The following is a 26021-nucleotide window of genomic DNA, read 5'->3' as shown; positions in this document are numbered from 1 at the left end:
TGATTTCCCTGATCAGGAAAGGCAAAGTCCTGCCAGGAGGGGAGACAAATTCGCACGACTACACGCTTGGCCCGAACGGCTACGGAAAAATCAGAGCTTAGAAGTAAGAAAAACGATCCCTCAGCCCGTGTGGACCTGACGGATTGTTTCCGCCAGGTCCCTGGGAGGAGCACTCTTGAGCAGGTAAGCGCTGGCTCCTGCTGCCAAAGCACGCTTGATTTCGGTGTCCGTTTCAAAAGTCGTCAAGATGATGATGCGCGCGTCGGGAAATTCTGTCCGAATTGCAATCATAGCGTCGATGCCGCTCATATCTGGAAGTCTAAGGTCCATGAGGGTGACATCGGGCCTGTGTTCACGAAAGCGTTCGATCGCCTCACGCCCACTGGAGGCTTGCGCCACCATCACCATTCCTGGTTGGGAATTGATGACGAGAGCAATCCCCTCGCGCAGCAGAGGATGATCATCAACGCCGAAAACACGGATTTGGCTGCTCATCGTTGAGAAAGTGCTTTCCAGTACCCAGCGAACTATCGGTGACCAAGGATCACCAGATGTCGAACCTCGATCCTACTCGGGATAAGGTTGCCCCAGCAACAAAGAGGGGGTTACACAGATCGGAGCTGATAAATAAGGGAATGCCACCTTGATCACATTCGACGGTATCGGGGACGGTCATGCCGTTCATGCTGTCGATCTTCCTGCGAAGAGGGGAGGAGGGTTCCGGCCGGGCCGGTGGGTCCAGACCCGCGCGAGAGGATGGAAGAAAGTCACGCCGGAACCGATGAGCCTCCACGGCGACTTCCCTGAATGTTAGAGCCGCATTTGTGGTTCGAGTCGATCTCGCCCACGTCTTGCATTCTCATACCAAGCATTTTCTGTACCACGGGCCAGCCGATTCGGCGGTTGTCTCCTGCGGCTCGATCACGCTCTTGCAAAAACCATTTGATCTGGTGACCTTACAACCAATGGACAATCGAATACTCCCAGCGGCCACGATCGTCGGGCGGCCGGTTTTCAGCACGACCATGGCGATTTCTGCAACTTCTGCTTCCGTCACCTGCCAATAGCTCGTCACTCTCGTCTCTCAGACCTGCACCACAACTTGCCCGATTCTTCAGGCATGGGCATGTAATCGACTGTTAAGAAATGAGATCGCGCCTGGGAGCTCTACCTCTTGGTTTGGAAGCTTGCATGCTTTGAAATCGGTAGATCGAGCAGGCGTAGCCTGCGGTCTTGCGGATCCATTGGGGAAATCCGAGAGGGAGAATTCCGTTGACGCGTGTGATAGTCACTGCGGCCGAAAGTCTTGAAATCATCGTAAATCACGGCGATGAAGGCGACCTCGTGAAGTTGCGTGGCCGTCTGAGCATCGATACCTCGCCAGCCCTTCGCGATCAGCTTCTGTCCATGTTGGGAGAACCTTCGGCCGAACCCATCGTCGTTGACTTAGCGGAAGTTCCTTACATTGACTCCTCAGGCATTGCGACCCTGGTCGAGGGACTGAAAGTCGCGCGTAACCGACAAACCACTCTGTGCTTGCGGAGGATGCAGGGCCGTCTGCTGCACCTATTCGAGATCACAGGCTTGCTGTCTCTGTTTGAAACGAATGGCTGTGAAACCGCTTTGTCAGCCTCGAAGAATTCCTGATGGCAACCATTCTCGAAGACGTCGGAAGAGATACCCTCACGCACCTCGATTATGTCGGGAGCCTGAACATCCAGTTGTGGGCGACGCTGCGCGCCATGTGGACCGCATTGCCATTTGTGGGAAATCGCTACCGCTGGCAGGCCGCGGTGCGCCAGATGCTGCAGATTGGGGTGAATGCGCTGTCGATGGTGTCCCTGATGGCGCTTTGCTCTGGATTCATTCTCGCCATGCAAGGAGCCTCCGAACTGCGACGTTTCGGAGCCTTGCATTACGTTATCGATCTGGTGGCGATCGGCTTCACGCGTGAGCTCGGCCCGCTGCTCACCGCCGTAGCCGTCAGTGGGAGGTCGGGTTCGGCTTTCGCGGCTGAAATCGGAACCATGAAGGTGACCGAAGAACTCGATTCCCTGCGGGTGATGGCGCTCGATCCCGTGGAGTTCGTGTTGGCGCCGAAGTATCTGGCTGCGCTGATCGCGGTTCCTTGTCTCAGCGTGGTGTCAAACTTTTGCGGCATTCTGGCCGGCGGACTGTTCATGTTCTTCAGCACGCATCTGTCGCCGTTCCTGTACCTGCGATACGTGTTGCAGTCGATCCAGTTGCGCGATGTCATCACGGGACTGATCAAAAGCGTGGCCTTCGCCACGATTATTGCTCATGTTGGCTGCCTGGAGGGTTTCCGGGTTCGTGGGGGACCCGATTCCGTTGGGCGCTCGACCACCAGCGCGGTCGTGAAGTCAACGTTCCTCGTCATTGTGGCCGACGCCATTTTCACGGCCATCTTCTACCTCTCGGGGAAATCGTGATGCCAATCATTTCAGTTCGCGACCTGGTGGTCGAATACGACGGGCGGCGAGTACTGGACGGGCTCAATCTCGACATTGAACAGGGAGAGACCATGGTCCTGCTGGGCGGCAGCGGTTCGGGCAAGAGCACGCTGCTGCGCCACATCATCGGGCTTGAGCGTCCCAAGTCAGGCAGTGTCCTGGTAAAGGGGACCGACATTGCCCATTGCTCGCCGGCGGAACTGAAAACTCTGCGGCGCTCCATCGGCGTGGCTTTTCAGAGCGCGGCTTTGTTCAACTCGCTCTCGGTTGAGGACAATGTCGCGCTGATGCTGCGTGAACATACCAAGCTTGCGCCATCCATAATCGACCTGATGGTCTGGATGAAATTGGCGGTGGTCGGGCTGGCAGACTTCGGCAAGTTGCTGCCGCAGGAGCTGTCGGGTGGCATGAAGAAACGCGGCGCTGTCGCGCGTGCTCTCGCGCTTGACCCCGAGATTCTCGTGCTCGATGAGCCTTCGGCAGGACTGGACCCGATTGTTGCAGCGGAGCTGGATGAACTCATTCTGCTCCTGAAGCAAACCTTCCAGGTGACAGTCGTTGTGGTGACGCACGAACTGCCAAGCGCATTCCGGATCGCTGACCGGATCGCGATGCTGTACCACGGAGTGTTTAGCACGATTGGGACTAAGGACGAAGTCAGGGCAAGCCAGGATCCGCGTGTCCGGCAATTCCTCGACCGAACGCCTGGAGATATCGCCAAAGCGCCCGCCGTCGCCGCTTACTTCGACAAATACTTGCGCAGTTCGGAGGCAAACTCGTGACAACAGAAGCAAAGGTCGGGGCGTTCGTGCTGGGATGTTTTGCCCTCCTGGCGTTTACGCTCATTTGTCTGATCAACGCCCAGTTCAACCGGGATACGGTTCCTTACCGGACATACCTGCGTTATGCCGGCGGACTGGAGCCGGGAGCGTCAGTCCTCTATGGCGGCATTAACGCGGGCAAAGTGACAGCCGTACGGCCGTGGGAGAAAGACCCGACCCGGATCGAGATTCTGTTGGAAGTGAACCGGGGTACGCCGCTGAATGAAAAATCCGTGGCCAAGCTGGGTATGACCAGCATTATGAACAGCGCTTCACTATCGATTACCACCGGCAGCAACGAGGCAAAACGCCTTCCCCCCGGATCATCGATCTCCTCTCAGGAAGCCGCCAGTCTGGATGAGATTGCCGGCAAGATGGCCACGGTCGCAGATAACGCAAACACCTTGATCGTGCAGGTGCAGGGAGAACTGGAAGGGATCAGCGGCGACACTCGACATCTACTAGCCAATTTGAACACGGTGACCGGGCCGCCCAATCAACAGAGGATTCAAGCGGTGTTGGATCGGGTTAATGGAATGCTGGCGACCGAAGGGCCGAAGATCGATCGAATTTCCGATCAAGTGATCGCGCTCAGCCAGCATGCCGATGACACCGTTCAAAACGTGAATGGCACGGTCACCGACCTGCGGGAACCGATGCGCAAAGACCTGGCTGACTTGCAGGCTACTTTGCTGCAAGCTAGGAGCCTGCTGGCGGACATGCAGGTGGTGGTGCGGGCGAATGACAGCAAGATCGACGACACAGTGGAGAATCTGCGGGACGCGACAGACAACCTGGATCAACTGACCGAATCGCTGAAGCAGCGTCCGTGGAGCTTGATCCGAATCAAGCAACCCAAAGAACGCAAGATCCCGCAATAAATAATGAGGATGGATATGAAAACGCATTCTATAGCCGCGCTGGTTGTGCTGGTCGCCTCGATCGTTTTGGCTGGCTGCGGAGGTGGGGTGAAATACCCGAAGTACTACACTCTGCAAGTGCCGCCGCCACCGGATCCGCCGGCCCCGGAAGGCGTCCGTGCATCGTTAGCGATACGCGAGTTTAGATCGCCGGCTTACCTGCGACAGGGCGCTATCGTCTATAAAACCACTCCCGAGCAGATCGGCTTCTATAACTATCACCGCTGGGCGGAGGATCCACGCGAGCTCGTTACCAATGCGGTGATCGATCGTCTGCGCGCAAGCGGAAACTTTACCCAGGTAAAGTCGTACGACGGACGCGCGGATGTCGATTACATACTGAGCGGGCGGCTGGAAAAGCTGGAGGAAACCGACTATGACGGTGGAATCAGGGTGGAGGTCGCGATTTCTGCTCAAATGACGAGTCTTGCCAGCGGTGCAACGGTGTGGACCAACTCGGTTCTCGAGAGCGGAACGGTCGCCAATCGCGACGTACCCGGGGTTGTATCCGCGATGAATCAAACCATGGAGCGTGCGATTGAGAAATTGCTGACGCCACCTCCTGCCGCAGTTTCGAAATGACCGAGGGTGCTATGGCAGTTCACAGCAATCTTCCCTTAACGATGCCTTCCAGCGAGTTTCGATTTTCCAGCGTTGATGGATTGCAAGTAGCGTGCGCCCGCTGGGATAGCCGTGGCCCAGTGCGCGCCGTAGTCCAGATTGCGCATGGTATGGGTGAACACATCGGGCGGTACGCCGGCACGATTGAAGTCCTGATATCCGCCGGTTTCATCGTCTACGGAAACGATCATCGCGGACACGGCCGTACCGCACCCTCCGCCAAATACCTGGGCGATTTCGGCGAGGGAGGCTTCGATCTGCTGGTCGAGGACATGGTGCGGCTAAGCCGTATCGCCAAGGAAGAAAATCGTGATAAGCCATTCTTCCTGCTGGGACACAGCATGGGTTCCTTTGCGGCGCAAGAATATGTGCTCAACCATAGCCGCGAAATCAACGGACTCGTTCTCTCCGGATCGGGCGCTCTCGATGGACTCGCTCATGTGGCGAACTCAGCGCCGGCGGGGAAAAACATTTTGAATGCGCGCTTCGAACCGGCGCGGACCGCGGTCGATTGGTTAAGCCGCGATCGCGCAATAGTAGATGCATTTATTAACGACCCTCTGTGCTTTGCGCAGCTTCAGCCACCTTCCTTTGCATCGTTTCTCGCTGCTGCGCCTCGGTTGTCCGACCCTGCTAACCTTCGCAACATACGCGTTGATCTACCCATCTACCTGTTTTCGGGGAGCGAAGATCCCGTGGGTCAGCAGCTTGAAGGAGTCAAAACCCTGATAGAGCGCTATCGCAAAGCGGGCATGTCCGACATCGCCCATCATTTCTATTTCGATGGACGGCACGAAATGCTCAATGAGATCAACCGGCACGAAGTTCTGGAAAACTTGCTTGGCTGGATGTCTGGAGTGCTGGCAACCCGCGAGGCGGGTCAGGACAGAAGTCGGCAGTAGGTAAACCCGGTGGGATAGCCCTGGCCCGGTGCGCGGCACAGTCTAGATTGCACATGGGTACAAGCGAACAGGCGAAAATACAACCAACCTCGATCCCGGTTGCTGAATAATATTGACGAATCTGCTTCAGCCTGGGACGGCGCGCGCGGAGCGTAGAACCAATACTGCCAAGCAGGGGTCCCCGGGATCGATTGGACTATGCAGTCAGCGTAAAAGAAATTGGGTAATGGTCCGAAGCCTTTACCTGGCTATGTACGCGCCCGGAGCCAGCCTGTATAGGTCCACGAATGAATGCCCAATCGATTCGGCGCCCGGATTCAAACAAACCACGCCCCGGGGTGGTGGGTGCGCGTGGAACCGCAATCGCATCTTGGAACCCCTGCTTGGCAAATCCCAAAGCCGCACTATTTTTGGAAGCATCCAGGTTGAAGTCGCCCGCGATCACCAGGGGACAGCGGACGTCCTGGCGTGCCGCATCCGACAAGACTTCCTGCGCCTGTGATAAACGCAGTTCGTCATTTCCACGGCTTTCCAGATGAAGGTTGTAGACGATGAATTTGCTCCCCGCGATATCGATGTCTGCCACCAGCGCGATTCTTCCTCCGAGTCTCTCCTGGAAGGGCTCGATCCGGGGCAGAAACCAGCGGGGTTGCCAGAAATGAGACTGTTGCGAGAAACGGATCAGGCGAGGATTAGAGATGGGCCATTTCGAGAGAATAGCTTGCCCATGGTACGCGGGAGAGGTTTTGGATCCCTGGACAAGCTCTTCAAACTCCCGGCCGAACACATACTCCATTTGCAGCTTCCGGGCAATCTCTTCGGCTACGTTCAGGTGCCGCGTACGGCGCGCATTGAGATCCACTTCCTGAAGGATGAGAATGTCGGCATTTGCCGATGCCAGGAAATTGATGATCCCGTCTAACTGCAGGCCACGATCGATGTTCCAATCGACAATGCGCAGCTCCCGCGGCGGCCAGACTACCCACTGGAAAGGCACATAGCTGCCGCTAATGATTTCCTTCATTGCCATGTTTCTACTGTAGCGGACGAAGCGAGCTGGGGAAAAACACTCTGCTGGGCAAATGTTAAATCAACCGGGTCGTCGATTTCTGCCCAAGGCGCTCCTGCTGTCGTGGTGAAGCCCACCCAGAGACCCTCGTCTACAAGTTCCTGGACAGCAACATTGAAGAACTCATTCACCCGGCTGGCTTCGATCAGATCCTGCATTTTGGCGAAGAATCGGGCGTTGACTGCTCGATCGAACAGGGTGATGCCGATATAAGTTCCACTAAACTCCAGCTTCGATATCTTCTTGCTCATCCGAATTACTCGTCCGCGCGAGACAATCACCTTCATGGTCTCATCCCGCCATTCCGGATCCACAATCATCGAGACCAGTGAATTTGCTTTCAGGGCGGAATTGAGAATCTGAGGGTCGCAAACAACGTCGGCGTTGAGACAAACGAATCCATCCCCGTTGAGCCACTCGCGTGCCAGCCAAAGCGAATAAATATTGTTAGTCAGGGCAAAAGCCGGGTTTTCGATGAAGTCAATCTTGGGTTTGCGATGCCCGAATCGCTGCCGCACATGGCGAACGATTTGCTGCTTCTCATACCCGATCACGATGGCGATCTCCTCGATTCCCGCTCCCCACAGGGCTTCGATCTGGTGGTCGAGTATGGTCCTGCCATTAACTTCAATCAGACACTTGGGGCGTTCGCCGTGGACGGCACGAATTCGTGTGCCTTGCCCGGCCGCCAGAATCACTGCTTTCATGATGCCTCCTGCGACACCTGGATTTCCCTCAGAGGAAGGTTGGGTGTCGCCTGCTTGAAGAACCTGTGGTTGAAATAAAGGGCGAGTGTCCAGGTAAGATGGCTACCCAATGTTGCCAGATAGAAAAGCACAGGCAGTCCACCAAGAACGGTAAAGATCACGACGTAGTGAACGGCCACGCCCCTCTTTTGGAACGCTTGAGCGTGCCGCACCGCACGTGAAATCCAGTTGGAGGAGTCCTTCTCTAGCTTTCGGTAGAACGTTCCCAGGTATTCACTGGGACGGTCGGCACTGGTGGCACGTTTTCGCTGGAGTGAAGTAATAGCAATTGACAGGACAGTTCCAACCAACAGGGCTGCACCCACCCAGAGTTCGCGGCTGCCGTACTGGCGATAGAGTCCAATGGTGATGCCGCCGAATAAGAGCAAGTAGCTGAGCCCATCCGCGAAGCCCTCCAGCCAGGTTCCGAAGGGCGAATCGGCGAACTTGATACGAGCCAACATTCCATCCATCTCGTCGAACAAGCCGGCAATGAAGAACAGGAGGGCGCCGGCGACATATGACCAATAATTTCCACGTGCAAAGGCCATCGCGGAAAGAATCGACACCATCACTCCTCCGAAGGTGACTGCGTTCGGGGTCACGCGAGTGTGCGAGAGCCATCTGACTATCGGACGACACAGGCGACGGTTGAATGAAGTGTGGATTCCGTCCAGTATTTTTCCGGAGTTTGCGACAAGAAAGCGTTCCGCGGCCTCAGCGGACTCGTCAGAAGTGACCGCGATGCCCTCCGGCAAGCTTCTGCCCTGGGGCGCCAGGCTTGGTTCAGAAGCCACCGTCGCTTTGGAGACCCACGCTGGTACAGTCCAGTTCGTATGCGACTGCTCCGACTCTGGGAGGGCGGCGAGAGCTCGGGGATACGTGACCCAGTTCCAGGGCAACCAGACAAATCGGTCCTCCAGGAGATCCTGGAGACTTGCCCAACTTGAAAGCGAATTCGGATCAAAATCCTTGATCGGTACGAGCCTGACCTTGCCATTCTTCCGGAGCTGGGAAGACCCGAGAACCGTCTCCGCCATCTGCACAAGCATGCTCTGCGGCCAAATCAAAAGAACATCCCTGGCTCCAGCGCGTTGCGCAGTGGCCAAACTTCTTGCCAGGAGGCCGACTCCGCAGATCCTTCGTGTAAGCTTGGCGCGGTCCGCAGTCGACGTGGTCTCGGGAACTACGACAACGACTTGCATGGCAGTGCCCCTTCCGTGAACATGGTTTCACCCTCGGTCTTGCTCTCTCTGGAAACCCGCGATCGCCAGGCGAGCCATGCCAGGCCGACCAGGGCCCAGGAAAGATCGCGTGCGCGACGTGTGAAGGCCAGTGTCAGGCCGAACGCCGGAGACAGCCCAGACGCGGCGAATGCAGACATCGCCCCACTTTCGTCAGCCCCGAGACGCGCCGGAACCCATCCCGACATCATCTTGACTGCGCGGGTCAGGCCTTCGATGGCGAACACCGTCACCAGATGAAGAGGCAGACGCAGTGACCACAACACCACCGCCACCTCCGAAGCCAACAGGAGCTGACATCCCATGCTGAGCCAAAACATCCGACTCACCAGCTCTGGCTTCTCCGTGCGCAGATTGCGTATGGAAGATTCAATCTCTCCAGCCCGGTTGAGCCACGACGGTGATCGCTTCCCGAGTGCTCCGGCAATACTTGAGAGAACGGATTTGCGTCTCGCCATGAACGCAATCACCAGCACGAACACAGCGCAAAGCGCCAGAACCGAATTCCCGCGGGTCTTCAACAGGCTGAGGCAGAAGCAGCCGGCAATGCCGAGAAGCGCAGACGTGAACCAGTAAACTCCGTTGTCAAGAAATGTTGCCGTGGCGGTTGAGGCTACAGGGGTACGCAGCAAATTGATCTTCATGGGCTCGGAAACAACAGGCCCGAACACGGTGAGATAGCCCATTGCCTGTGACGCGAGCCGAATCCCCATCAGCCGTAGCACTCCAACTTCGAGGCCTTCATTCTTGAGGGATGCCGACCAGCTGAGGGTCTGCATTAGGAGGCGGCCCAAACTGAGCGCGACCACAATGGGCAGCGCAATTCGCAGTGCCGTCAGTTGCTGAATGATTACGAGCCTGCCTGAGTGCATGATCACCCATGCCAAAAGGGCTGCCCCGATGACTGCTGCAATCAAGTTGGCTTTCCGCACATGCCAGCTCCCGCGCGCGCGGCTCAATTTCGAATTTGATTTGAGTTTCGTCATCATCAGAATGCAAAGACGAACTTGCCTCTGAAGGTCCGAGGCGCAGAGTTGAAGAATTCACCGTAGCGGTAGCTGTCCAGGTTGTTCTGCACGTCGCGTGGATTAAAGTGGTCGAAAACGTTGAATACTCCCAGGCCTACTTTTATGTTGCGCTCCTTACCCCGGAAGGGCACTGTGAATCCCTTAAGCACCTGAACATCCACCGAGTTGAAGCGTCGGAAACGCAGTTCATTGCGCGGGCCCACAAACTCGCGCATCTGGTCGACAACCGAGTAGGGGAAACCGGTGTGAACGTCGAGAACCGGCAGCACTGTGATCTTCCAGGGTGCGTAAAACTCACCCCAGGCCAGAAAGCGATTAGGTGCATCGAAGGGCAATGGTCCCCGGGCATTAGCCTGGATCACTGGCTGAGGATCACTTCCGAAGAACTGATTGAAGTCGTTGAGATCACCGGTTGCCTTGGATCGCACGTAGGACGCATTCAGCGTGTGCTGGCGAATCTGGTAGCGGCCGGTGACCTGGAATTCGCGGTAGAAGTCTCGCCCGCTGCTGGCCAGCGATAAGACGCTGCCGTTCGCAGTTGTTGCCGGCGTGAGGACAAAATTACGGACGGTGTTTCTCTGCTGGTAGGCGACGCGAATCAGCAGGTGGTCGATAACCTGCCGGTCAAGCTCGACATTCCAAGCTTCGCTTCGGGGATTTTCCAGTCTCCCGTTGATGACGTTTGAATATGGAATCGACGAAATCGTCGCGCCCGCCGGATCCAGAGTCAGAATTGTGCGATTCGGGAAGGATGGGAAAGCTGGGACGTTCAGGGGAACGCGATCGTAAAACAATCCGCCGCCTGCCCTCAGCAGGGTCTTGCGATCGCGGGTCAAGGCCAGCGTCAAGCCGGCGCGGGGCGCAGGATGAGTCGAGTCGGTGATTGAATCGGTGTCGAATCGCGCGCCGAGGTCCAACGCCAGGCGGGACCAAGGCGTCCATTGATCTCCGAGAAACCAGGCAAATTCGTTTTGGCGGACGGAGAAATTGGTAGCCGGGCTAAAGTCGATTCGTTCCAACGCCGACCCGGCCACACCGACAATGTCTACCGGCAGAAACTGCTGGCGACCATCGTACGAGCTGTGAGAAAAATCCAATCCCGCCTTCAGCTGATGTTCGCCTAAGAAGTGCTTCCTGGGGGCCGAGTAGATTTCCTGCCATTCCACCCGATGGGTGCGCCGATCTTGACGGTTGAAGAATCCGCCTTCGGTCGTTTCGACTAGCAGGCGATAAGGATCTTGACTGTTGGGAAGCACGTCTGCATCGAACTGCGAGTAGGCCAGGCGCGAGCTGAGCAGGCCGCCCGATTCTGAGGCGTAACGATGCTGCGCCGAGAGCTGATATCCACGCTGATGGAGGTCTGGAGTGGAGGGTTGCGGAGTGAAGGTATTCAGACCCAGGTAGTCGAGTTTCTGAGGAAAAACTGCGACAGACAGGGTTGCTGTCTGCTTTTCGTTGATCTTCCAATCCAGTTGACTGAATGAGTCGAAGCTCTCGAGCTTCGTGTCGCGTTGGAGTGGAGGGAGACTCTCTACCGGAGTGCGAACGTAGCGGTACTCGAGAGACTGGGTGAAGGCCAGCTTATCTTTTATGATTGGGCCGGTGAGGGTCGCCCGCGGCGTGAAAGCCCCAATCCCAACGATGTGACCGTCGCGGTCTCTAGCTCGCGGGACGATGTTCTGCATGGAGAAATGGAATTTGTCGAGATTGCCGCTACGGGTCTCGACACTCGAGATTGCTCCCGTGAACTTTCCGTACTCGGGATCATAAGGATTGGAAATAACCTGAACGGAAGAGACCACATCGATGGGCAGGTTTATGGCTTGCCCGCCGGTCGCTGGATCTGTCACGTTCGCTGAATTCACCAGCCAGCCTGCCTGTGTGGACTGGGCGCCTTTCATATTGATCATGCCATCGGGTCCACGGACAACGCCTGGGACAAGCGGCAACAGAGTCTCGATTTTCTCGTTTTGGTTGGGCGCTGCTTCAATGGTCGATTGGCTGATAGTGTTCTTCTGAGCCGATTCTTCAATTGGAGGAGGGTCGCTCGCGGTGACCGTCACGCTACTCGCAACCGCTGCGACGTTCAGCTCGATCACCAGTACTGATGCTGCGCCCGGCTTCACGTCCACTGCCAGTGCGGTGTTAAGACCAGGAGCACTCGCTTCGATTTGGTACGTTCCTGGGGGAAGGTTATCGATAGTGAATGCTCCCCGCGCGTCCGACTCGGTTTCCTTGTTTTTGGGCCCCTGGAGGACGATGTGCGCGTTCGGCAAAACGGCAGGTTCTCCGTTCTGGGTCTTGGTAATCACCTCACCGCGAATTGATCCGGGTACCACGGTAGTGTCTTGCGATAAGCAAGGCATCAGGACCAGTACAGTGAATGCAACGACGAGTGAAATTCTTCGCATGGCTGCTTCTTCTCAGCAAAGGTGAATGCAATGAGGCGTCCAAACGGCCAACCAGCCCGCGCGGATTGATCCAAGTCTTGAGCGGTTGGGTATTTGAAAGAAACTGACGCGGATACTTTTTGCCGCGAATCCCATTTCAGAAAGCGCCCGGGACTTGACACTTGTCGAAGTCTTGGCAGATTGCTTGCCGCCTGGAGTACAACCGTGCGCATGGAAATGCTTGGGAGTGGAAAGCCCGCATCTCCTTCACCCGGAAGATGGTTACTGCACTCTTCCTCGAAAGTGGTATCGCACTGTCACTTCATCCTGTGAGCGAAAAAGACCTCTATCTAGGGTTGTCGGTGAATTGATTCAGATCCATCATCGTGTAGTGGGATGAGGGAGAGACCATGAACACAGTCGAATCTGGAACGACATCGCAGACTCCGTTTGTATATGACGCATCGCACGCGGCGTTCGAACAGCTGGTGACCGGTTCGGAGCCGCTGGAAGCACGATTTGAGGCACTGTCACACCTTTCCCGATCAATTCTCATCGAGAACTCGCAACTTCAGGCAGAATTGCGAAATTTGAAATCCGAATTCAGCGAGGAGAGAATTTACCCGGAGGATGAACTGACCGGCGACGCCTACTTTGAAGAGATCGTCGGCCGCAGCCCCGCTCTCCGACGAGTGTTGCAGCAAGTAGAGGTGGTAGCCCCCACCGACTCTGGAGTATTGATTCAAGGAGAGACGGGCACCGGCAAAGAGCTCGTGGCTCGCGCCATTCACAACCGTAGTGCGCGTCGTGATCGGCCCTTTGTGAAGGTGAATTGTGCCGCTATACCCTCGGGTCTGTTGGAGAGCGAGCTGTTCGGGCACGAAAAAGGCGCCTTCACTGGCGCCATTACGCGAAAGCCCGGCCGCTTCGAAGTAGCGGATAAGGGAACCCTGTTTTTAGACGAAGTCGGTGACATTCCGCTCGAGCTGCAATCCAAACTGCTGCGAGTCCTGCAGGAGCATGAGTTTGAGCGCCTGGGCAGCACTCATACTCAGCAGGTTGATGTACGCGTAATCGCTGCTACCCACCGTGACCTGAAGAAGATGGTAGAAGAGGGGACCTTCCGCAGCGACCTGTACTATCGGCTGCATGTGTTTCCCCTCGTAGTCCCTCCATTGCGCGATCGCCGCGAGGATATACCGCTTGTTGTCCGCCACTACGTGGACAAATATGCGCAACGAATGAATCGGCGAATCGATACCATCCCGGCTCGCACCATGGAGATGCTTGCCAGCTATGCGTGGCCAGGCAATGTACGGGAGTTGCAGAACTTTATCGAGCGTGCGGTTATTCTTTCACCCGGAACTTCCCTTCGCGCTCCGCTGGACGAACTACAGCAGGAGACAAAACATCCTTCTCCCACGGACTTGAGTACCCTGGAGGAGATGCAACGCGAACATGTGCTGCGCGCCTTACGGGAATCGAACTGGGTGACTGGGGGGCCGAATGGCGCAGCAGCCCGCCTCGGGATGAAACGTACAACACTGGCATACCGCATCCGCAAGCTGGGGATCCAGTGTCGCCCACAGTGATTCCCGTGCCCCTGTTCCATCAACAATTACCGACGGCGAGCGGACTTCCCCCCGCGTCTGCAAGCCGTCCGCCAGCCCATATTCCCAAAGATGTGTATTCGCTGGCTGCGGCGGCAAGAATGAGTTGTGGATCGGACGACATCGAGGCGGGACGCTCTGCCTATCCCGTAGCGCGGCTATCGCGCATGCACGGTTAATACTGGACAGGGGGAATCGCAGAGCACTCGATATGGGTTCGTAGACAGAAATCGGTCAGCAAACCTGTGACCCCCCGGTACGGAAAGCACGATCAGGTCGGCGGCAATCTGATGAGCTACTGACAAAATGAGATCACTTTGCACGCCGGAGTCCGCTGGCGAATGCTGAGGACCGCTCAGTGCAATATCGAATGTCGCGTCTCTTCGCTCGGTTTCGGGCGCTTCATACTCCAACCCGTTCGCGGTCACACGGCTCCACTCCTTTTCGCGACCGTCCACAGTGTGGAGCTGGGAACCATATTTGCGGGCCAGTGAAAGGGCATACGATTCTGCAAGTGCGGAGCGGGTTGGGGCTACGTTGGCCAAGAGAATGCTTTGAGGTCCGAATTCCTGCATTCGCGGCCGATCGGCGGAGGGGCCTACGGTCAATACCGGGCACGAAGATTGGTCCACAATGATCTCGGCAACCGATCCCAAAACCATTTTCCGCCATCCCGTTCGACCATGGGTACCAACAACGATCAGATCAGGATGAAGGTCTTTAACAATATCTGGAAAAATTCCGGCCAGGTCTCCGGCCTCAACTTTGATGTGGACTTCGACATTCTTGAGCCGGTCTTGCTTGCGAAACCCCGATATCAGCCGTTCGAGCTCGCTCTTGGCGTCATCGCGGGTCGTCTGGACGGCGCCCGGGTCTACCATGTCGTAAGGTATCGGATCGATACAGTGAAAGAGATGCAACCGCGATTGATAGCGGCTGGCGACTCCCAACGCACAGCTGAGGGCTCGTTCTGAGCATTCCGAGAGGTCAGTCGCCATTAGAATGTTGCGCACGCTCAGCTGATCCGGGCTGATGAATGAATGTTGTACTATCCCTTCCTGCGGATCTGCCATCGCCATATCTGTCTCTCGAAGCCGTGTCGGACCTACTCGGCGCCAACGAGGTGCCGTGCGCGAGCCTCCTGGGTTGATCCCTCTTTGTTTTGAGCCGCATTCACAACATAGTTTTGGTGTTCGATAGTCAGAACTTTCTTGCCATAGAGCCTGACCTGGACAAAGGTCTGATCTCTTTCAGGAAGCCAGAAATTATCGATCTTCTGGTACTGGCGCACGAAATCAGCTCGTTCGATCCAGAAAGACAGTTTTTTCGCAGGATGGCCTTCGATGCGAACTACGGCGTAATCATTAACATCAACCCACAATTTGCCTTCGAACAAGTACTTGTCTTTCCGCCGGGGAATTGCCTGCGCTACGAAACAGAGGTGAGATCCAACCTGCTGCTCACCGATCAAATTCAGGGAGTAGTTTGCCGGTGAGATGGCGCTGTCATGATGACTCTTACCGGCAGCGGCTTCGATTTCGCTGGAGATTAGCGGATTCAGCGCCATTCGCCGAACGAGTTCCGATCCTTTTTCAGACGTTGGCACAAACCTCTTCTCGTCAGGTGCACGGAACTCCATCCGCCCAACTTCCTCGGCATGCACTTTGCCCTTCAAATCACTGACTTGATAGGTCCTAAGGACTGTGTAGTCAAACAGGGCCGACTTTCGAAGCTCGTTGTGGGCATCTATTTCGGCGAGAACCTGGTTTTCGGTGATCCCGGAACGCAAAGCGTGGAGAGGAGAAGTAATTTCCTTCCGGTTTTCCTGATCAGACTGCGCCCTTGCCGCCACCGCAAATATTGTTATTGCGGCAAATGTAGCGGCTAAGAGAGTGAGTTTGAGTTTCGTGTTCGCTGCTGTCATATCTCGTGTCTCCAGAAGTTCGAATATCGTTGTTCAATCTTGCGATTTGATTGGCGCGCCCGGATCATCCCTGCGACGCTCCAGGGTGCTGCGGTACTGACGGCGCACGCTCTCTCGAGACCACAGATCCTTGCCCACCCTGCACCGGGGCCGCGTGCGAAGGGCCCGGCACAGACGATTCCTTGATGGTCTTGGCTACATTGCGAGCCAGGTTATGAGTAGCGCGCAAGTTGCCGCCCATGAAACGCACATTGCCGTCGACCACGTGTTCCCAGATGACCCTGCCGTCCGGCGTGCACAGTTGAGTGCGGACGGTTAGCTTTGTTGCCCCGCCAAAAGTGGTTACCGCACGTTTAGTCTCGCTTCCGGGTGTGTACTTCTGCACACTGGTTTTGAGGATCAGCAGGTCAGGAACGGCATTGGCATTCCGGTCGCCTTCGCGAAATACCTGTTTGAATTCCTTCGTCTTGTCCAACTCGTGCAAAAGGCTCTCGTAGATGGCAAGCTGGAAGGAAGATGAGAGGCCTGAATCGCCAGGGTCAACCTGGTCCACCTGCACGCTCCATTCCTTGGAATTGGAGCTGTTGTTTCCTGGTGACGTTTTCGTGCCCCCATTCTGGGCAAAGAGCTGAAGCGCGCCTGTAGCCGTAATCAAGATCGTCGCCGCGGCCAGCAGAACCGATGACATTCGTTTATTTGCTTTCACGCGTAACCTCCGCAGTGCTTTGTTTTGAGGGTTCTTCATCCTTGTGACTGGCATGCGCGCCTCGGGCGATGAGTTCATTTTTCAGAACCTCTCCTTGCCCTGGGTTCAACTGGAAGATCGCTCCATGGATCGCTCCATTGGCGTCAACATATTCCAGAGCAAGAGTGTCGTACTTCTTGTGGGCAAAGAGGCTAACCACTCGCCCGCCGCCATAGGGAGCGGCTGCTTTGCCTAACGTCATCGGCAACCCGCCAACTTGCTTGCTTTCATCGCCTACAAACACATCCTGGACGGAGGCGGTTTTGATCTGTTTGGCGGGACTTCCGTTCGTCTCAAACTTCAGAACATCGCCGTCGAGCGAGACAGTCCCGTTTGCGTTATCCCGAGCGCCTGCGAAACCCAGTAGATGGGTAGCCTGAACGCTGAACGGGGTAGTCGAACTGCTTGGTTGGCTGGTGCTCTGAGCAAACGCCGCAGCGTTGCAAAAGACGAACAAAATGAGGAAACTGAGGGTCAGACGAGCGATCGGCAAGTCCGACGTGCCATACCTCTGAATAGCTTTACGATTCATGTTCTCTCCGGCCCCGACCCCAAAACGGAACCTCTTCGTCCTCGGGCGGGCAACAAAAATTCACCTAACCACGTGCAACCAGAATTCCAAACCGAATTGCTTTCCAGCTGCAAGAGTTGCGGCTCAAACCCTGAGACATACAGCGTCAAGCGGTACCTGTTAAGCAATTGGCCTCATACACGTCCGCCGAAATACGGGCAAACCATTGGCATGTGGCAGCTGATTGGCCTCTGTTTGCGGTAGCCCGATTATTCAGAGCTCAGGACTGCATTAGCCCACACCCATTCCGGAAACCAGTCCCTACGACACTTACCGCGACATTGAAATTCCATCATGGCTCCGCCACACTGTGGGCAGACCAAATTGATAAGCGAAGAGATGATGCTGTCCTTAGTAGTTCCGGGTAGCGTTTCAATAATCGTCATGCTCTGCTCCTAAGGGTGGAGTTCTGCGCCGAGATTGGCTCCAGATCATTTACAACGCGAGGAGCAGCCAGGTTACGTATGAGGAACAAACCTGCCGGAAGTCTCTCGCTCTCAAGCGCTCCGCGCTGGTTGGCTTTCGGAGACGTCTTGGGACCAAGTAAACCGGCTGCCGCCTCGCAGGTATATGAGCTTGCAAGCGGGATGCCAACTGCAAGACACAAATGACGAGTGTCAGGCCAGGGATTCTCAACAAGTGGCGAGCGCCGAGACACGGAGATTTACTTGTTGTGACAACAAGGTCCTATCACGTGCTAAATTTCCGTCAAGTATCTGTTCGCTCTACGAGAAGGGACATACCACGCTGCATGCCCGCGCTTTCTCGCAGCCCGGTGGGGACTGGAGCGTCAAATGCTTCACGAAACACGAGGAGAGACGAATGCTGAGACTGATGTGTTTGTTCTGTATTTGCTTAGTCACCATTTCGATGTTTTGCCAGTCAGCGTCGAACTATCAAGTGGCCACAATTACGGCTGTCAAACCTCATCAGCCTGCAGGTGACAGTGAGCGTAATGCCGGCGGTTACGAAGTTTCGCTTAAAGCAGGCAATACCATTTATGTAGTTCTATACACACCGCCGCAGGGTGCTGACACTGTGAAATATGCGGCTGGCCGTGACGTGCTGGTGCTGGTCGGAAAAAAGACAATTACCTACAACAACATACTGGGCGAGTCGATAGAAGTGCCAATTATTAGCCAGAAACCGGCTGCCGAGGCCAAGCAATCGAAGTAGCTGCCAACCGCTGCTGGGCGAGTCGATTGGGCTGAAACTCTAACAGATCAAAGGCCCCAGTGCGTCGCCGCGCAGAAGGTTATGTCCCCGGGAGCATGGGGGCGCGGAGGGGATTGCACCAAGGTCAGCTGATAGCCGTCTCCGCCAGGCTAGATGGCACTTCCGGAGCAGCGTCGAAATGATGATAGTGGCCCCGGCTAGTGCGCTCTCCAGCATAAGCACTGAAGATCAGACGCAGGGCCGCCATCAAAGGTACGGCTAGGTAAACTCCGACGATCCCTCCGATTTCGGCTCCTACCAGCACCGCAAAAATTGCGGCCAGAGGGTGGATCTTCAGGTGACTTCCCATAATCCGGGGCGTCGCGAAATAGTCTTGGATCACTCTCCAAATGAGCAGTAATGCTGCCATCCAGAGCCAGTGGCAGTGATTCAGCAGCCCGACACCGACAATCGTCGCGAATGTCGTGATCCAGCCCGCCACAGGAATGAATTCCAGCACTCCCCCCAGGCTGGCAAACAAAATGGCGTGCGGAAATCCCAGAAGCAGCAAGGCGATCAAATAAAACAGGAAGGACAGACCACAGAGCAGCAGCTGCGCCCTCACATATCGTGTGAGCATTTCGTGAAGATCATTGGCTACTGTCCAGACTCTTGCGTACCGGTTTGAAGGAAACAAGATTCGGATGAGGACATCGGCGATGTGCTGCCCGTCGCGCAAGAAGAAGATCGCCAGGACAGGAATCAGAAGTGACCAGCCGATTATCTGCGCAGCATTGGAAATGTAACGGTCTACGGTTGGCACCAGGCTCTGAATTCCTTCTCTATGCCTCGCCAGAAACGCTCTGAAGCGAATTTCCTGTTCCTCGCTCCAATCGTATTTTTGCCTCAGGTCGCCGGCAATATTTCCCGTTGCCAGTCCATCCATCACAACTGGAACCTGGTCCATAAACTTCACGGTGCGTCTTGCCGCACCCGGCGCGAACAAGTATCCCAGCACCCCGATCAGAATCAAGAACGCAAGATAAACCTCCACGACCGCTGGCCCTCTCAGATTCCTGAAGAACAGGGAATGACTCTGTAAAAACTTGACCACAGGATTAAGCAAGTAGGCGAAAAAAATCGCCAGGACAAAGAGAAGAATAATGCGCCGAGCGCTGTAAACAGCTGCGCACAAGACAGCGAAGAACAATATCGTCATCAGAATGTTTGCGGTGCGACGCTCGGGGAATGACATTTGTATGGCCTCAGTGCGACCTGCGACGGCATTTCTGGCACTGCCTGGAACCAATGTGAGGTATGCAATATGGGGGCCACTTCCGCCCGGACAACAATGCCTGGACTGCGGTGCATCACGAGCAGCCCACGCGCCGTGGAACTTAATACTTGCAGGGCTTCTCTGGCTGAAACCGCCACGAGTTGCTAACATTGCCCACTACGCTGGGGTGACGAACCCTCGTCACAAGACAAACATCTGCCCAGGAATCAGACGACGTCATGCCGCCAAACTGGAAGAAATCCGTTCGATACTCGGTAACGTGGTCTGGCATGACGATTGCAGAATAAAAATGCTTTAAGTGTGGCGTTGGACTGCGCGATTGCCTCCCGCACAGCGGAAAGAGGTGGAGAGTGGCTGCAGAAAAAGCAAGTCCCATCCCAAGTGAAACCATGAAGCCGGCGCCGGCTCCGGTGCGAACGGCTGAACCGGAGCACCCCCCGGCGCAAACCAGACGGAATTGGCAGAAATACGGAACCCCGGCTTTGGTGGTGCTGCTGGCGGCTGCAGTGATCTTCACCATCACACGAAACTGGAATGCCTGGGAGGGAGGCCGGATCGAGCAGGTCACAGACGACGCGTACGTTCGAGGTGATCTCACGCCGCTAAGTACCAAAGTGGCCGGAATCGTTCGCGACGTAAAGGTGTCGGACTACCAAACGGTGCGCAAGGGAGATCTGCTGGTTCAGCTCGATGATGACGATTACCAGGCCCAAGTCGCCCAGGCCAAGGCCGCGGTGGAAGCTGCCAAAAGCGCAATCGAAAACAATCGCCGCCAGAAGCAGCTGCAGCAGGCCAAGGTCGACCGTGCGCTGGCAGGAGTATCGCAGGCACGAGCGGAAATCTCATCCGCGCAAGCTGGGATTGAGGCTGCGCAGGCGGATGTGGATCGAACCGCTCCGGAGCGGCGCCGGCAGGAAAATCTCATGGAGACCAACTCAACGACGCGGCAAAAGCTTGAGCAAGTCGTGGCTCAGGACGAGCAGTCGCGCGCACAACTGACCAGCCGGCAAGCCGGACTGCAACAGGCCAAAGCCGCACTCGCGAGTAGCGAGTCATCCGTGGATGCCGAACGTCGCGGCCTGGCTGTGCTGGATTCGCAAGAGGCACAGCTCATCGCCGATCTCCACGCCAAAGAGGCCGCACTCACCGTCGCGCAAGTCAACCTCGGCTACACCAGGATTGAGGCACCCAACGACGGTAGCGTGGGCGAGCGACAGGTTCGGCCTGGACAGCTGGTGTCTCCCGGAACACAAGTAATTCCATTTGTCAGCCGAAGTAAGTGGGTCCAGGCGAACTATCGCGAAACACAACTTACGAACATGAAAATCGGCGATGTAGCCGAGATCCGTGTTGACGCGTATCCGGGAAAGACGTTTCACGGCAAAGTAATCGAGATTGCGCCTGCCAGTGGTTCGCAATTTGCGCTGCTCCCGCCCGACAATGCCACCGGTAATTACACGAAAGTCGTCCAGCGCCTTTCCGTAAAGATCGCCCTGGATGACGCCAGCACGGCTGACGAACTGCGACCAGGTCTTTCTGTAACTGCCACCGTCCGCACAAGACGATAACGCGAATCATGGCCGCCACGACGATTCCAGCCCGCCCACCTACCCCTGTGGAGATTGCGCGTGCCACGGCTGCGGCGATCCCCGTAGAGTTATCCGCACGTCAGGTCATAGGGATCTTCGGAGTGCTTCTCGGAGCCGGCCTTGTCACGTTGACGGGACGCTTGCTTAGTCTGGGGCTTGCCGATCTGAAGGGCCATGTGGGCATTAGTTACGATCAGGGTGCATGGCTGGACAGCGCGTTTAACGCGACACTCGTGTTCATCGGACCCTTTAGCGTCTATCTCGGAGGTTTGCTGGGGCCACGGCGCATCCTTCTCTTTGCCGCTGGGGTATTTACGGTGACCTGCGCCTTTCTCCCACTCATCCACAGTTATAGTCTGCTGGTTGCGGCTTTGATTGTCGCCGGGCTAACCTCGGGCACGTTTTATCCGCTCACGCTCACTTTTGCACTTCGCATTAGTCCTCTTCGATTCCTGCCTTTCACGATGGCGTTCTACGCCACGTTTATCGATGGGTCCGTCAATGTGGCGCCCTCGCTCTATGGCTGGTACCGCGAGCATCTTTCCTGGCATTGGATGTTCTGGAATTCGGCCTTAATTGCCCCGGTGATGATGATATGCATCTATCTCGGGATACCCAAAGCCCCTCCGCGAAAGAAGGACAGTGCGGTGCCCAGCTTCGTCGGATTTCTGTACCTCAGCCTGGGATTGGCGCTGATGATGGCAGCTCTTCAACAAGGCGAAAGGCTTGACTGGTGGCGTTCTGGTGTATTCAACGCGCTGTTCTGGTCCGGGGCTCTCTTCACCCTTTGCGCGCTCATACGGCGACTACGCGGTCCCAACCCGCTGGTAGCCCTCCCCTATCTCTGGCGATGGAACACTTTTTTGTTGGGAAGTCTGCTCTTCTGGTTTCGGTTTACTCTCACCGGAACCATCATCCTAATCCCTCAGTCACTGGCCATTCGCGGCTTTGAACCGGAGCAGATCGGGCCGGCTGTGATCTGGAGCGCTGCACCGCTGTTGCTGACTACGTTTATTGCGGCGCTTTTGATGCATCGGAAACTAGACCCTCGTCTGGTGCTGGCTGCGGGTCTGACCTGCACCGCCTTCGCCGTTTACTTGAACGCCGGGTACACGACGGCCTGGTCGGCAGCGAACTACTATCGCACCGAGCTGCTTATGGGCGTCGGACAATCGTTTGCCCTCATCGGGCTGGTGGGATGCATCATCCTGCAGGGAGTGTTCACGGGAGGATTAGCGAAACCTGCCTGGATCCTGACATTCTCAGCGATGTTTCACACCATTCGCTTATTTGGTGGAACAGCGGGGGCCATCTACATGGGCCACTTTCTCGCCACGCGCGAGAAGCTGCACTCGAACCTTTTGGGTCTGCACGTAGCCCGCGGCACCTGGATCACAGATGTGAATCTTCACGCCATGGCTGCGGGCGTTTACGCCAAATCATCCGGTGTGGCCGACGCGGCCGCCCGCGCCGCTAGTCTGATCGGAGCCCGGCTGCGTCTTCAGGCCTATGCCTTGAGCCTCAATGAGGGTTTCCTGTTGGTTGCCTGGACCTGCGTCCTGGGCCTTTTATTGACTGCGTTACTGCACAAGTCGCCGATGAACTACGGGGACCTCAGCGATATTCAGCAACAATTGTCCGAACGTAAGGAATCGAATTCATGATTGCTGGCGATCGGTTTTCACTCTTCTGCCGGTCTGTCCGTAACCACACCTGCGTGGAGGCTGAACCATTGTGCCCTGCACCTTGCTGGAGGAAGGTTCTATGAAAAAGCGCAACAACGCGATTATCCGCTGCATCTTGCTGATGCTCTGCGCGTGTGTATGGGGGTCTGCCGCAGCAGCTCAAGAGCGCAGGATTACGCTCCAGGAGGCCATTGCTCTCGCACAACGCCAGAATCATGCGCTGAAAGCGGCGTCCTATGATGTCGCAGCAGAAGAGCAAAAAAAACGCATGGCGAAGTCTGGCTACTTTCCCTCCATTACCAACGAGTCTAATTTCCTGCATATCACGGACCTGCAGCGGGTCGAAGTGCCCGCCGGCGCCTTCGGTGCAGAGATTCCGGCCGCAAACGTTTTTCTTACTCAGGGAACGGAGACATTTGAATCCAGCGGCACCATGCTTGCCCAACCATTAACGCAGCTCATTAAGATCCATCAGGCGAACAAAATGGCGACAGCCGACCTGAACCGCTCCCAAGCCGCATTCACCAAGGCATCGACGGATGTGGTTTTCCGTGTGCACGAGCTCTACTATCGCATCCTCACCAGCCAGTTGCAGAAAGAAGCGGCAGAACTCCTGATTACGTCAGGAAGCGAGAATTTGAACGAGAACACAGACCAGGTCAAGAACGGCAGTCTGCTGGAAGTGGCACGGATCGAAAGCAAAGCCAATCTTCTCGAGGCCAGGCAGGCGCTGCTGGCTACCGACATGCAGATTGCTGACCTGACCCTTCAGTTGAATGATGCGCTTGGACTGCCTCTGAACACCAAGCTCATCCTCGACCCTAATGTTGACGTCGCGCTCGATTTACAACCACGCGAACAATCGCTTAGCGCCGCGCTCAATGACAACCCGGAAATCAAGGAAGCAACCCAAGCCCTCGAAAAGGCACGAGCGGCGCACGCTGCGGCCAAGGCGGAATACATACCCGATATTACTGCCTACGCCCGGCACAGCTACCAAAATGGAGTACCGTTCTTGGACCGGAATTTTGGTACCTTCGGCATCAATCTCACTTATGACGTCTTCGATGCCGGCAAACGCCGAGCGCTCGTGCGAGAACGCCGGGATGAAGTTTCGGAAGCGGAAGAGAACCTGCAACGAGTAAAGGACGAGATCGAAGTTCGGGTCAACACGATCTATAACCGGCTGGACGTGGCCCGTGCCTTGGTGGAAACGAGAAAAGAGTATGTGGCTGCGCGAGTGGAGAATGCCCGGCTCTCCGAGGATCAGTTCAAGCAGGGTATCACCCTGGCATCGCAGCGCGATGCATCTCGGGCCCAAGCCATGAAAGCACGCGCCGGGTTGCTGGACGCCAGCCTGGCTTATCTGCTGGCCCGAGACGATCTCAATCGGACCCTCGGACGTACGAGTCCCTGATTGCTATCCACATCTGCCTGCCATCACTCTCGTCCATTAGAGCCGTCGGAAATTCTCTTCCCGAAAAAGCCCGATAACCGCCCACACTGTTATCTCTCCCCACCCCTAACGAGGTATGCGCTCACCATCCACTCGGGGTAGCAAAAAAACACTGTATCTCGTGATGTGTTAAGAACGGCAGTTTGCCAGAATGCCATCCATGAGGTGGCAGGCAATGACAACGCTGAGAACTGAACGTCATGCTGAGAAAACGGCTTCGCTAGAAATCGTATGGCGCAATCCCAATCCAGTAAGCACTAATCGCCGGCGGCACAGCTTCGAACCTGTGACCCGTTGCTACATCCAGCAGGAGTTCGTTTATGACGGACGCCTGGGGTACTGGATGACCCTATCAGACTTGGAAATTGTGGTGGGTGGTCGGGCAGCGTGATTGACCGATGAATACCACTCGCAGAGCCTGGAAGAATCTTTCATCGCCTGAGCGTGACTCATTCGCGCGCTTCCTTAAGTGGAGTCGGGTTTCGATGAAAGGGCGGGAATGATAATTTCCCTTCGCCCAAACAATCGTGAGTCGAGGGATATTGCTCCCGGGCCCAGGCAAATAATGGCTACTTCGATGACTGCCACCAACGCGGCAGTCATTTGAGTTTGAAGCAAACCGAGGTGGAAACCCGGTAGCCACCCAAGAATCCCGGTCACGCCCGCGACCGCCGCTATAACTGCAGCAGCTTTGGTCAAAAACCCAACCAGCAGGAAAACCCCAGCTGCAATCATTGCAGCAGCAATACCCAACGCCAAAAAACCCAGTTGACTCTTATCGCCCATGTAGGCGATACCCTGAGCAACAAGAACAGCCCCGCAGGTCACTCGCAGAAGCAGAAGACCTGCGCCGGGCCAGCCATCCGGAAACGTGGAAAACATTGTTTGCAGCGAACATCCCCTTTTACAGCCAGGACCTAGAGTAGAGGTTTTGCTGAGGGGATGAATCCCTAGGGGTTGGAGTTTTTTTCTACCACTTTCGAGGTATCCGGAGCTGGGCTGCAAATGTATTAGAGCTGGATGATTCCGCGCCGCACTCCAATTGCCACGGCCTGGGTCCGATCGGTAGCCCCAAGCTTCTCCATGATGTGCTTGATGTGCACTTTGACAGTTTCTTCGGTGATAAAAAGCTTTTCAGCGATATCACGGTTCCGACTGCCGCCAGCAATCTGCTGCAGGACTTCTATCTCACGAGTGGTGAGGGCCTCATCGCTGTAATGTTCAGCCAGGTAGGCTGCGATCTCCGGCGGGATTCGCTTCTTACCCGCATGTACTTGGCGGATAACTTCCACCAGTTCCTTGGGAGGCATACTCTTCAGCACGTACGCTCGGGCTCCGGCTTCCAGCGCCCGTTGAATCTCCACGTCGCCAGAAAAAGTCGTCAAGATGATGATTCGGGCTTCTGAAAATTCCGAGCGAATCGCAATCATCGCGTCGATCCCGCTTATATCAGGCAGCCGCAGGTCCATCAGCGTCACGTCAGGTTTGTGTTCCCGAAAACGCTGAATAGCTTCGCGCCCGCAGGCAGCCTCCGCCACCAGCACCATGTCCGGCTGGCTCCTAATGACGGTAGCTACGCCCTCGTGCACCAGAGGATGATCGTCAACGCAGAAGATTCGTATTTTGGCGGCCTCAGCCATTTATCCCGCCCACGTTCTTTCGCCCCTGTTACTGTAACAGCCGCTTAGACGCGTTGTTAGACGCATGAGATGCAAAAGCGATTCGAACTGGGATATACCGGTCCGGGTGAACGCCGGGAACCCTAGGTCGGATTCTA

The 26021-nt window shown here is 56.0% G+C and carries 25 protein-coding genes; 12 read left to right on the top strand and 13 right to left on the bottom strand.

From position 1 onward, the window contains the following. Positions 1 to 120 precede the first annotated feature (120 nt). Positions 121 to 495, bottom strand: a complete 375-nt coding sequence (locus VEG30_04665; GenBank protein ID HXZ79200.1) for a response regulator transcription factor — start codon at positions 493 to 495, stop codon at positions 121 to 123. Between the two features lie 786 nt (positions 496 to 1281). Between VEG30_04665 and VEG30_04660 the strand changes: the two genes are divergently transcribed. The 6 genes from VEG30_04660 to VEG30_04635 are packed head-to-tail and all read left to right on the top strand — an operon-like array spanning position 1282 to position 5735. Further along, on the top strand, positions 1282 to 1647 hold the full coding sequence (locus VEG30_04660) for an STAS domain-containing protein (protein HXZ79199.1): 366 nt from the start codon (positions 1282 to 1284) through the stop codon (positions 1645 to 1647). Next, complete coding sequence (locus VEG30_04655; GenBank protein HXZ79198.1) at positions 1647 to 2450, top strand: ABC transporter permease; 804 nt, start codon at positions 1647 to 1649, stop codon at positions 2448 to 2450. The genes VEG30_04660 and VEG30_04655 overlap by 1 nt, the downstream gene beginning before the upstream one ends. Next, positions 2450 to 3253 carry an ATP-binding cassette domain-containing protein gene (locus VEG30_04650; protein ID HXZ79197.1) on the top strand — a complete coding sequence of 268 codons (804 nt, stop codon included), beginning with the start codon at positions 2450 to 2452 and terminating at the stop codon, positions 3251 to 3253. Before VEG30_04655 ends, VEG30_04650 begins: the two co-directional genes overlap by 1 nt. After that, positions 3250 to 4173: an MlaD family protein gene (locus VEG30_04645; GenBank protein HXZ79196.1), complete on the top strand. Its 924-nt coding sequence runs from the start codon at positions 3250 to 3252 to the stop codon at positions 4171 to 4173. The genes VEG30_04650 and VEG30_04645 overlap by 4 nt, the downstream gene beginning before the upstream one ends. A 15-nt stretch (positions 4174 to 4188) precedes the next feature. After that, complete coding sequence (locus tag VEG30_04640; protein ID HXZ79195.1) at positions 4189 to 4794, top strand: ABC-type transport auxiliary lipoprotein family protein; 606 nt, start codon at positions 4189 to 4191, stop codon at positions 4792 to 4794. An 11-nt stretch (positions 4795 to 4805) separates the two neighbouring features. Then, complete coding sequence (locus VEG30_04635) at positions 4806 to 5735, top strand: alpha/beta hydrolase (protein ID HXZ79194.1); 930 nt, start codon at positions 4806 to 4808, stop codon at positions 5733 to 5735. A 196-nt stretch (positions 5736 to 5931) separates the two neighbouring features. Here the strand turns inward: VEG30_04635 and VEG30_04630 are convergent, their stop codons facing one another. From VEG30_04630 to VEG30_04610, 5 genes are read right to left on the bottom strand one after another with little or no spacing between them, the layout of a single operon-like run. Next, the gene (locus VEG30_04630; GenBank protein ID HXZ79193.1) at positions 5932 to 6759 is read right to left on the bottom strand and encodes an endonuclease/exonuclease/phosphatase family protein; all 828 of its coding nucleotides are present in this window, start codon (positions 6757 to 6759) and stop codon (positions 5932 to 5934) included. Continuing rightward, positions 6756 to 7511 (bottom strand): phosphocholine cytidylyltransferase family protein, encoded by a 756-nt coding sequence (locus VEG30_04625; GenBank protein HXZ79192.1) that lies wholly within the window; start codon positions 7509 to 7511, stop codon positions 6756 to 6758. The genes VEG30_04630 and VEG30_04625 overlap by 4 nt, the downstream gene beginning before the upstream one ends. After that, a complete protein-coding gene (locus VEG30_04620; protein HXZ79191.1) occupies positions 7508 to 8755 on the bottom strand; it encodes a CDP-alcohol phosphatidyltransferase family protein in 1248 nt (415 codons plus the stop codon). The genes VEG30_04625 and VEG30_04620 overlap by 4 nt, the downstream gene beginning before the upstream one ends. Continuing rightward, complete coding sequence (locus VEG30_04615) at positions 8737 to 9726, bottom strand: lysylphosphatidylglycerol synthase domain-containing protein (GenBank protein HXZ79190.1); 990 nt, start codon at positions 9724 to 9726, stop codon at positions 8737 to 8739. Before VEG30_04615 ends, VEG30_04620 begins: the two co-directional genes overlap by 19 nt. Positions 9727 to 9782: 56 nt before the next feature. Beyond that, positions 9783 to 12233, bottom strand: coding sequence for a TonB-dependent receptor (locus VEG30_04610; GenBank protein ID HXZ79189.1), 2451 nt, complete (start codon positions 12231 to 12233; stop codon positions 9783 to 9785). A gap of 389 nt (positions 12234 to 12622) precedes the next feature. Here VEG30_04610 and VEG30_04605 point away from each other — a divergent pair, with 389 nt between their 5' ends. Beyond that, a complete protein-coding gene (locus VEG30_04605; protein ID HXZ79188.1) occupies positions 12623 to 13804 on the top strand; it encodes a sigma 54-interacting transcriptional regulator in 1182 nt (393 codons plus the stop codon). A 176-nt stretch (positions 13805 to 13980) separates the two neighbouring features. Here the strand turns inward: VEG30_04605 and VEG30_04600 are convergent, their stop codons facing one another. The 4 genes from VEG30_04600 to VEG30_04585 all read right to left on the bottom strand — a co-directional run bounded on the left by VEG30_04600 (position 13981) and on the right by VEG30_04585 (position 17023). Then, positions 13981 to 14901 (bottom strand): universal stress protein, encoded by a 921-nt coding sequence (locus VEG30_04600; GenBank protein ID HXZ79187.1) that lies wholly within the window; start codon positions 14899 to 14901, stop codon positions 13981 to 13983. Between the two features lie 26 nt (positions 14902 to 14927). Next, positions 14928 to 15746: a hypothetical protein gene (locus VEG30_04595; protein HXZ79186.1), complete on the bottom strand. Its 819-nt coding sequence runs from the start codon at positions 15744 to 15746 to the stop codon at positions 14928 to 14930. A gap of 64 nt (positions 15747 to 15810) precedes the next feature. Then, entirely contained in the window at positions 15811 to 16434 is a 624-nt protein-coding gene (locus VEG30_04590; GenBank protein HXZ79185.1) for a hypothetical protein, read from the bottom strand. Positions 16435 to 16438: 4 nt separating this feature from the next. Further along, positions 16439 to 17023, bottom strand: a complete 585-nt coding sequence (locus VEG30_04585; protein HXZ79184.1) for a hypothetical protein — start codon at positions 17021 to 17023, stop codon at positions 16439 to 16441. A gap of 861 nt (positions 17024 to 17884) precedes the next feature. On the opposite strand from VEG30_04585, the gene VEG30_04580 reads away from it, so the two are divergent. Next, positions 17885 to 18238: a hypothetical protein gene (locus VEG30_04580; protein ID HXZ79183.1), complete on the top strand. Its 354-nt coding sequence runs from the start codon at positions 17885 to 17887 to the stop codon at positions 18236 to 18238. A gap of 124 nt (positions 18239 to 18362) precedes the next feature. On the opposite strand, the gene VEG30_04575 is transcribed toward VEG30_04580, so the two are convergent. Then, positions 18363 to 19472: an AI-2E family transporter gene (locus VEG30_04575; protein HXZ79182.1), complete on the bottom strand. Its 1110-nt coding sequence runs from the start codon at positions 19470 to 19472 to the stop codon at positions 18363 to 18365. A gap of 392 nt (positions 19473 to 19864) precedes the next feature. On the opposite strand from VEG30_04575, the gene VEG30_04570 reads away from it, so the two are divergent. The 4 genes from VEG30_04570 (at position 19865) to VEG30_04555 (ending at position 24635) form a co-directional block, all read left to right on the top strand. After that, a complete protein-coding gene (locus tag VEG30_04570) occupies positions 19865 to 21082 on the top strand; it encodes an HlyD family secretion protein (protein HXZ79181.1) in 1218 nt (405 codons plus the stop codon). Between the two features lie 8 nt (positions 21083 to 21090). Next, entirely contained in the window at positions 21091 to 22767 is a 1677-nt protein-coding gene (locus VEG30_04565; protein ID HXZ79180.1) for an MFS transporter, read from the top strand. A gap of 100 nt (positions 22768 to 22867) precedes the next feature. Beyond that, on the top strand, positions 22868 to 24205 hold the full coding sequence (locus VEG30_04560; protein ID HXZ79179.1) for a TolC family protein: 1338 nt from the start codon (positions 22868 to 22870) through the stop codon (positions 24203 to 24205). 214 nt (positions 24206 to 24419) lie between these two features. Then, positions 24420 to 24635 carry a hypothetical protein gene (locus VEG30_04555; GenBank protein HXZ79178.1) on the top strand — a complete coding sequence of 72 codons (216 nt, stop codon included), beginning with the start codon at positions 24420 to 24422 and terminating at the stop codon, positions 24633 to 24635. Positions 24636 to 24709: 74 nt separating this feature from the next. Here the strand turns inward: VEG30_04555 and VEG30_04550 are convergent, their stop codons facing one another. Further along, the gene (locus VEG30_04550) at positions 24710 to 25030 is read right to left on the bottom strand and encodes a hypothetical protein (GenBank protein HXZ79177.1); all 321 of its coding nucleotides are present in this window, start codon (positions 25028 to 25030) and stop codon (positions 24710 to 24712) included. A gap of 224 nt (positions 25031 to 25254) precedes the next feature. Further along, complete coding sequence (locus VEG30_04545) at positions 25255 to 25884, bottom strand: response regulator transcription factor (GenBank protein ID HXZ79176.1); 630 nt, start codon at positions 25882 to 25884, stop codon at positions 25255 to 25257. Between the last annotated feature and the right edge of the window lie 137 nt (positions 25885 to 26021).

This window comes from Terriglobales bacterium (genome assembly GCA_035624455.1).
Classification (GTDB): Bacteria; Acidobacteriota; Terriglobia; order Terriglobales; family Acidobacteriaceae; genus DASPRM01.
The sequence above is the reverse complement of the archived record's forward strand: the minus strand, read 5'-3'. Positions and strand labels throughout refer to the sequence as shown.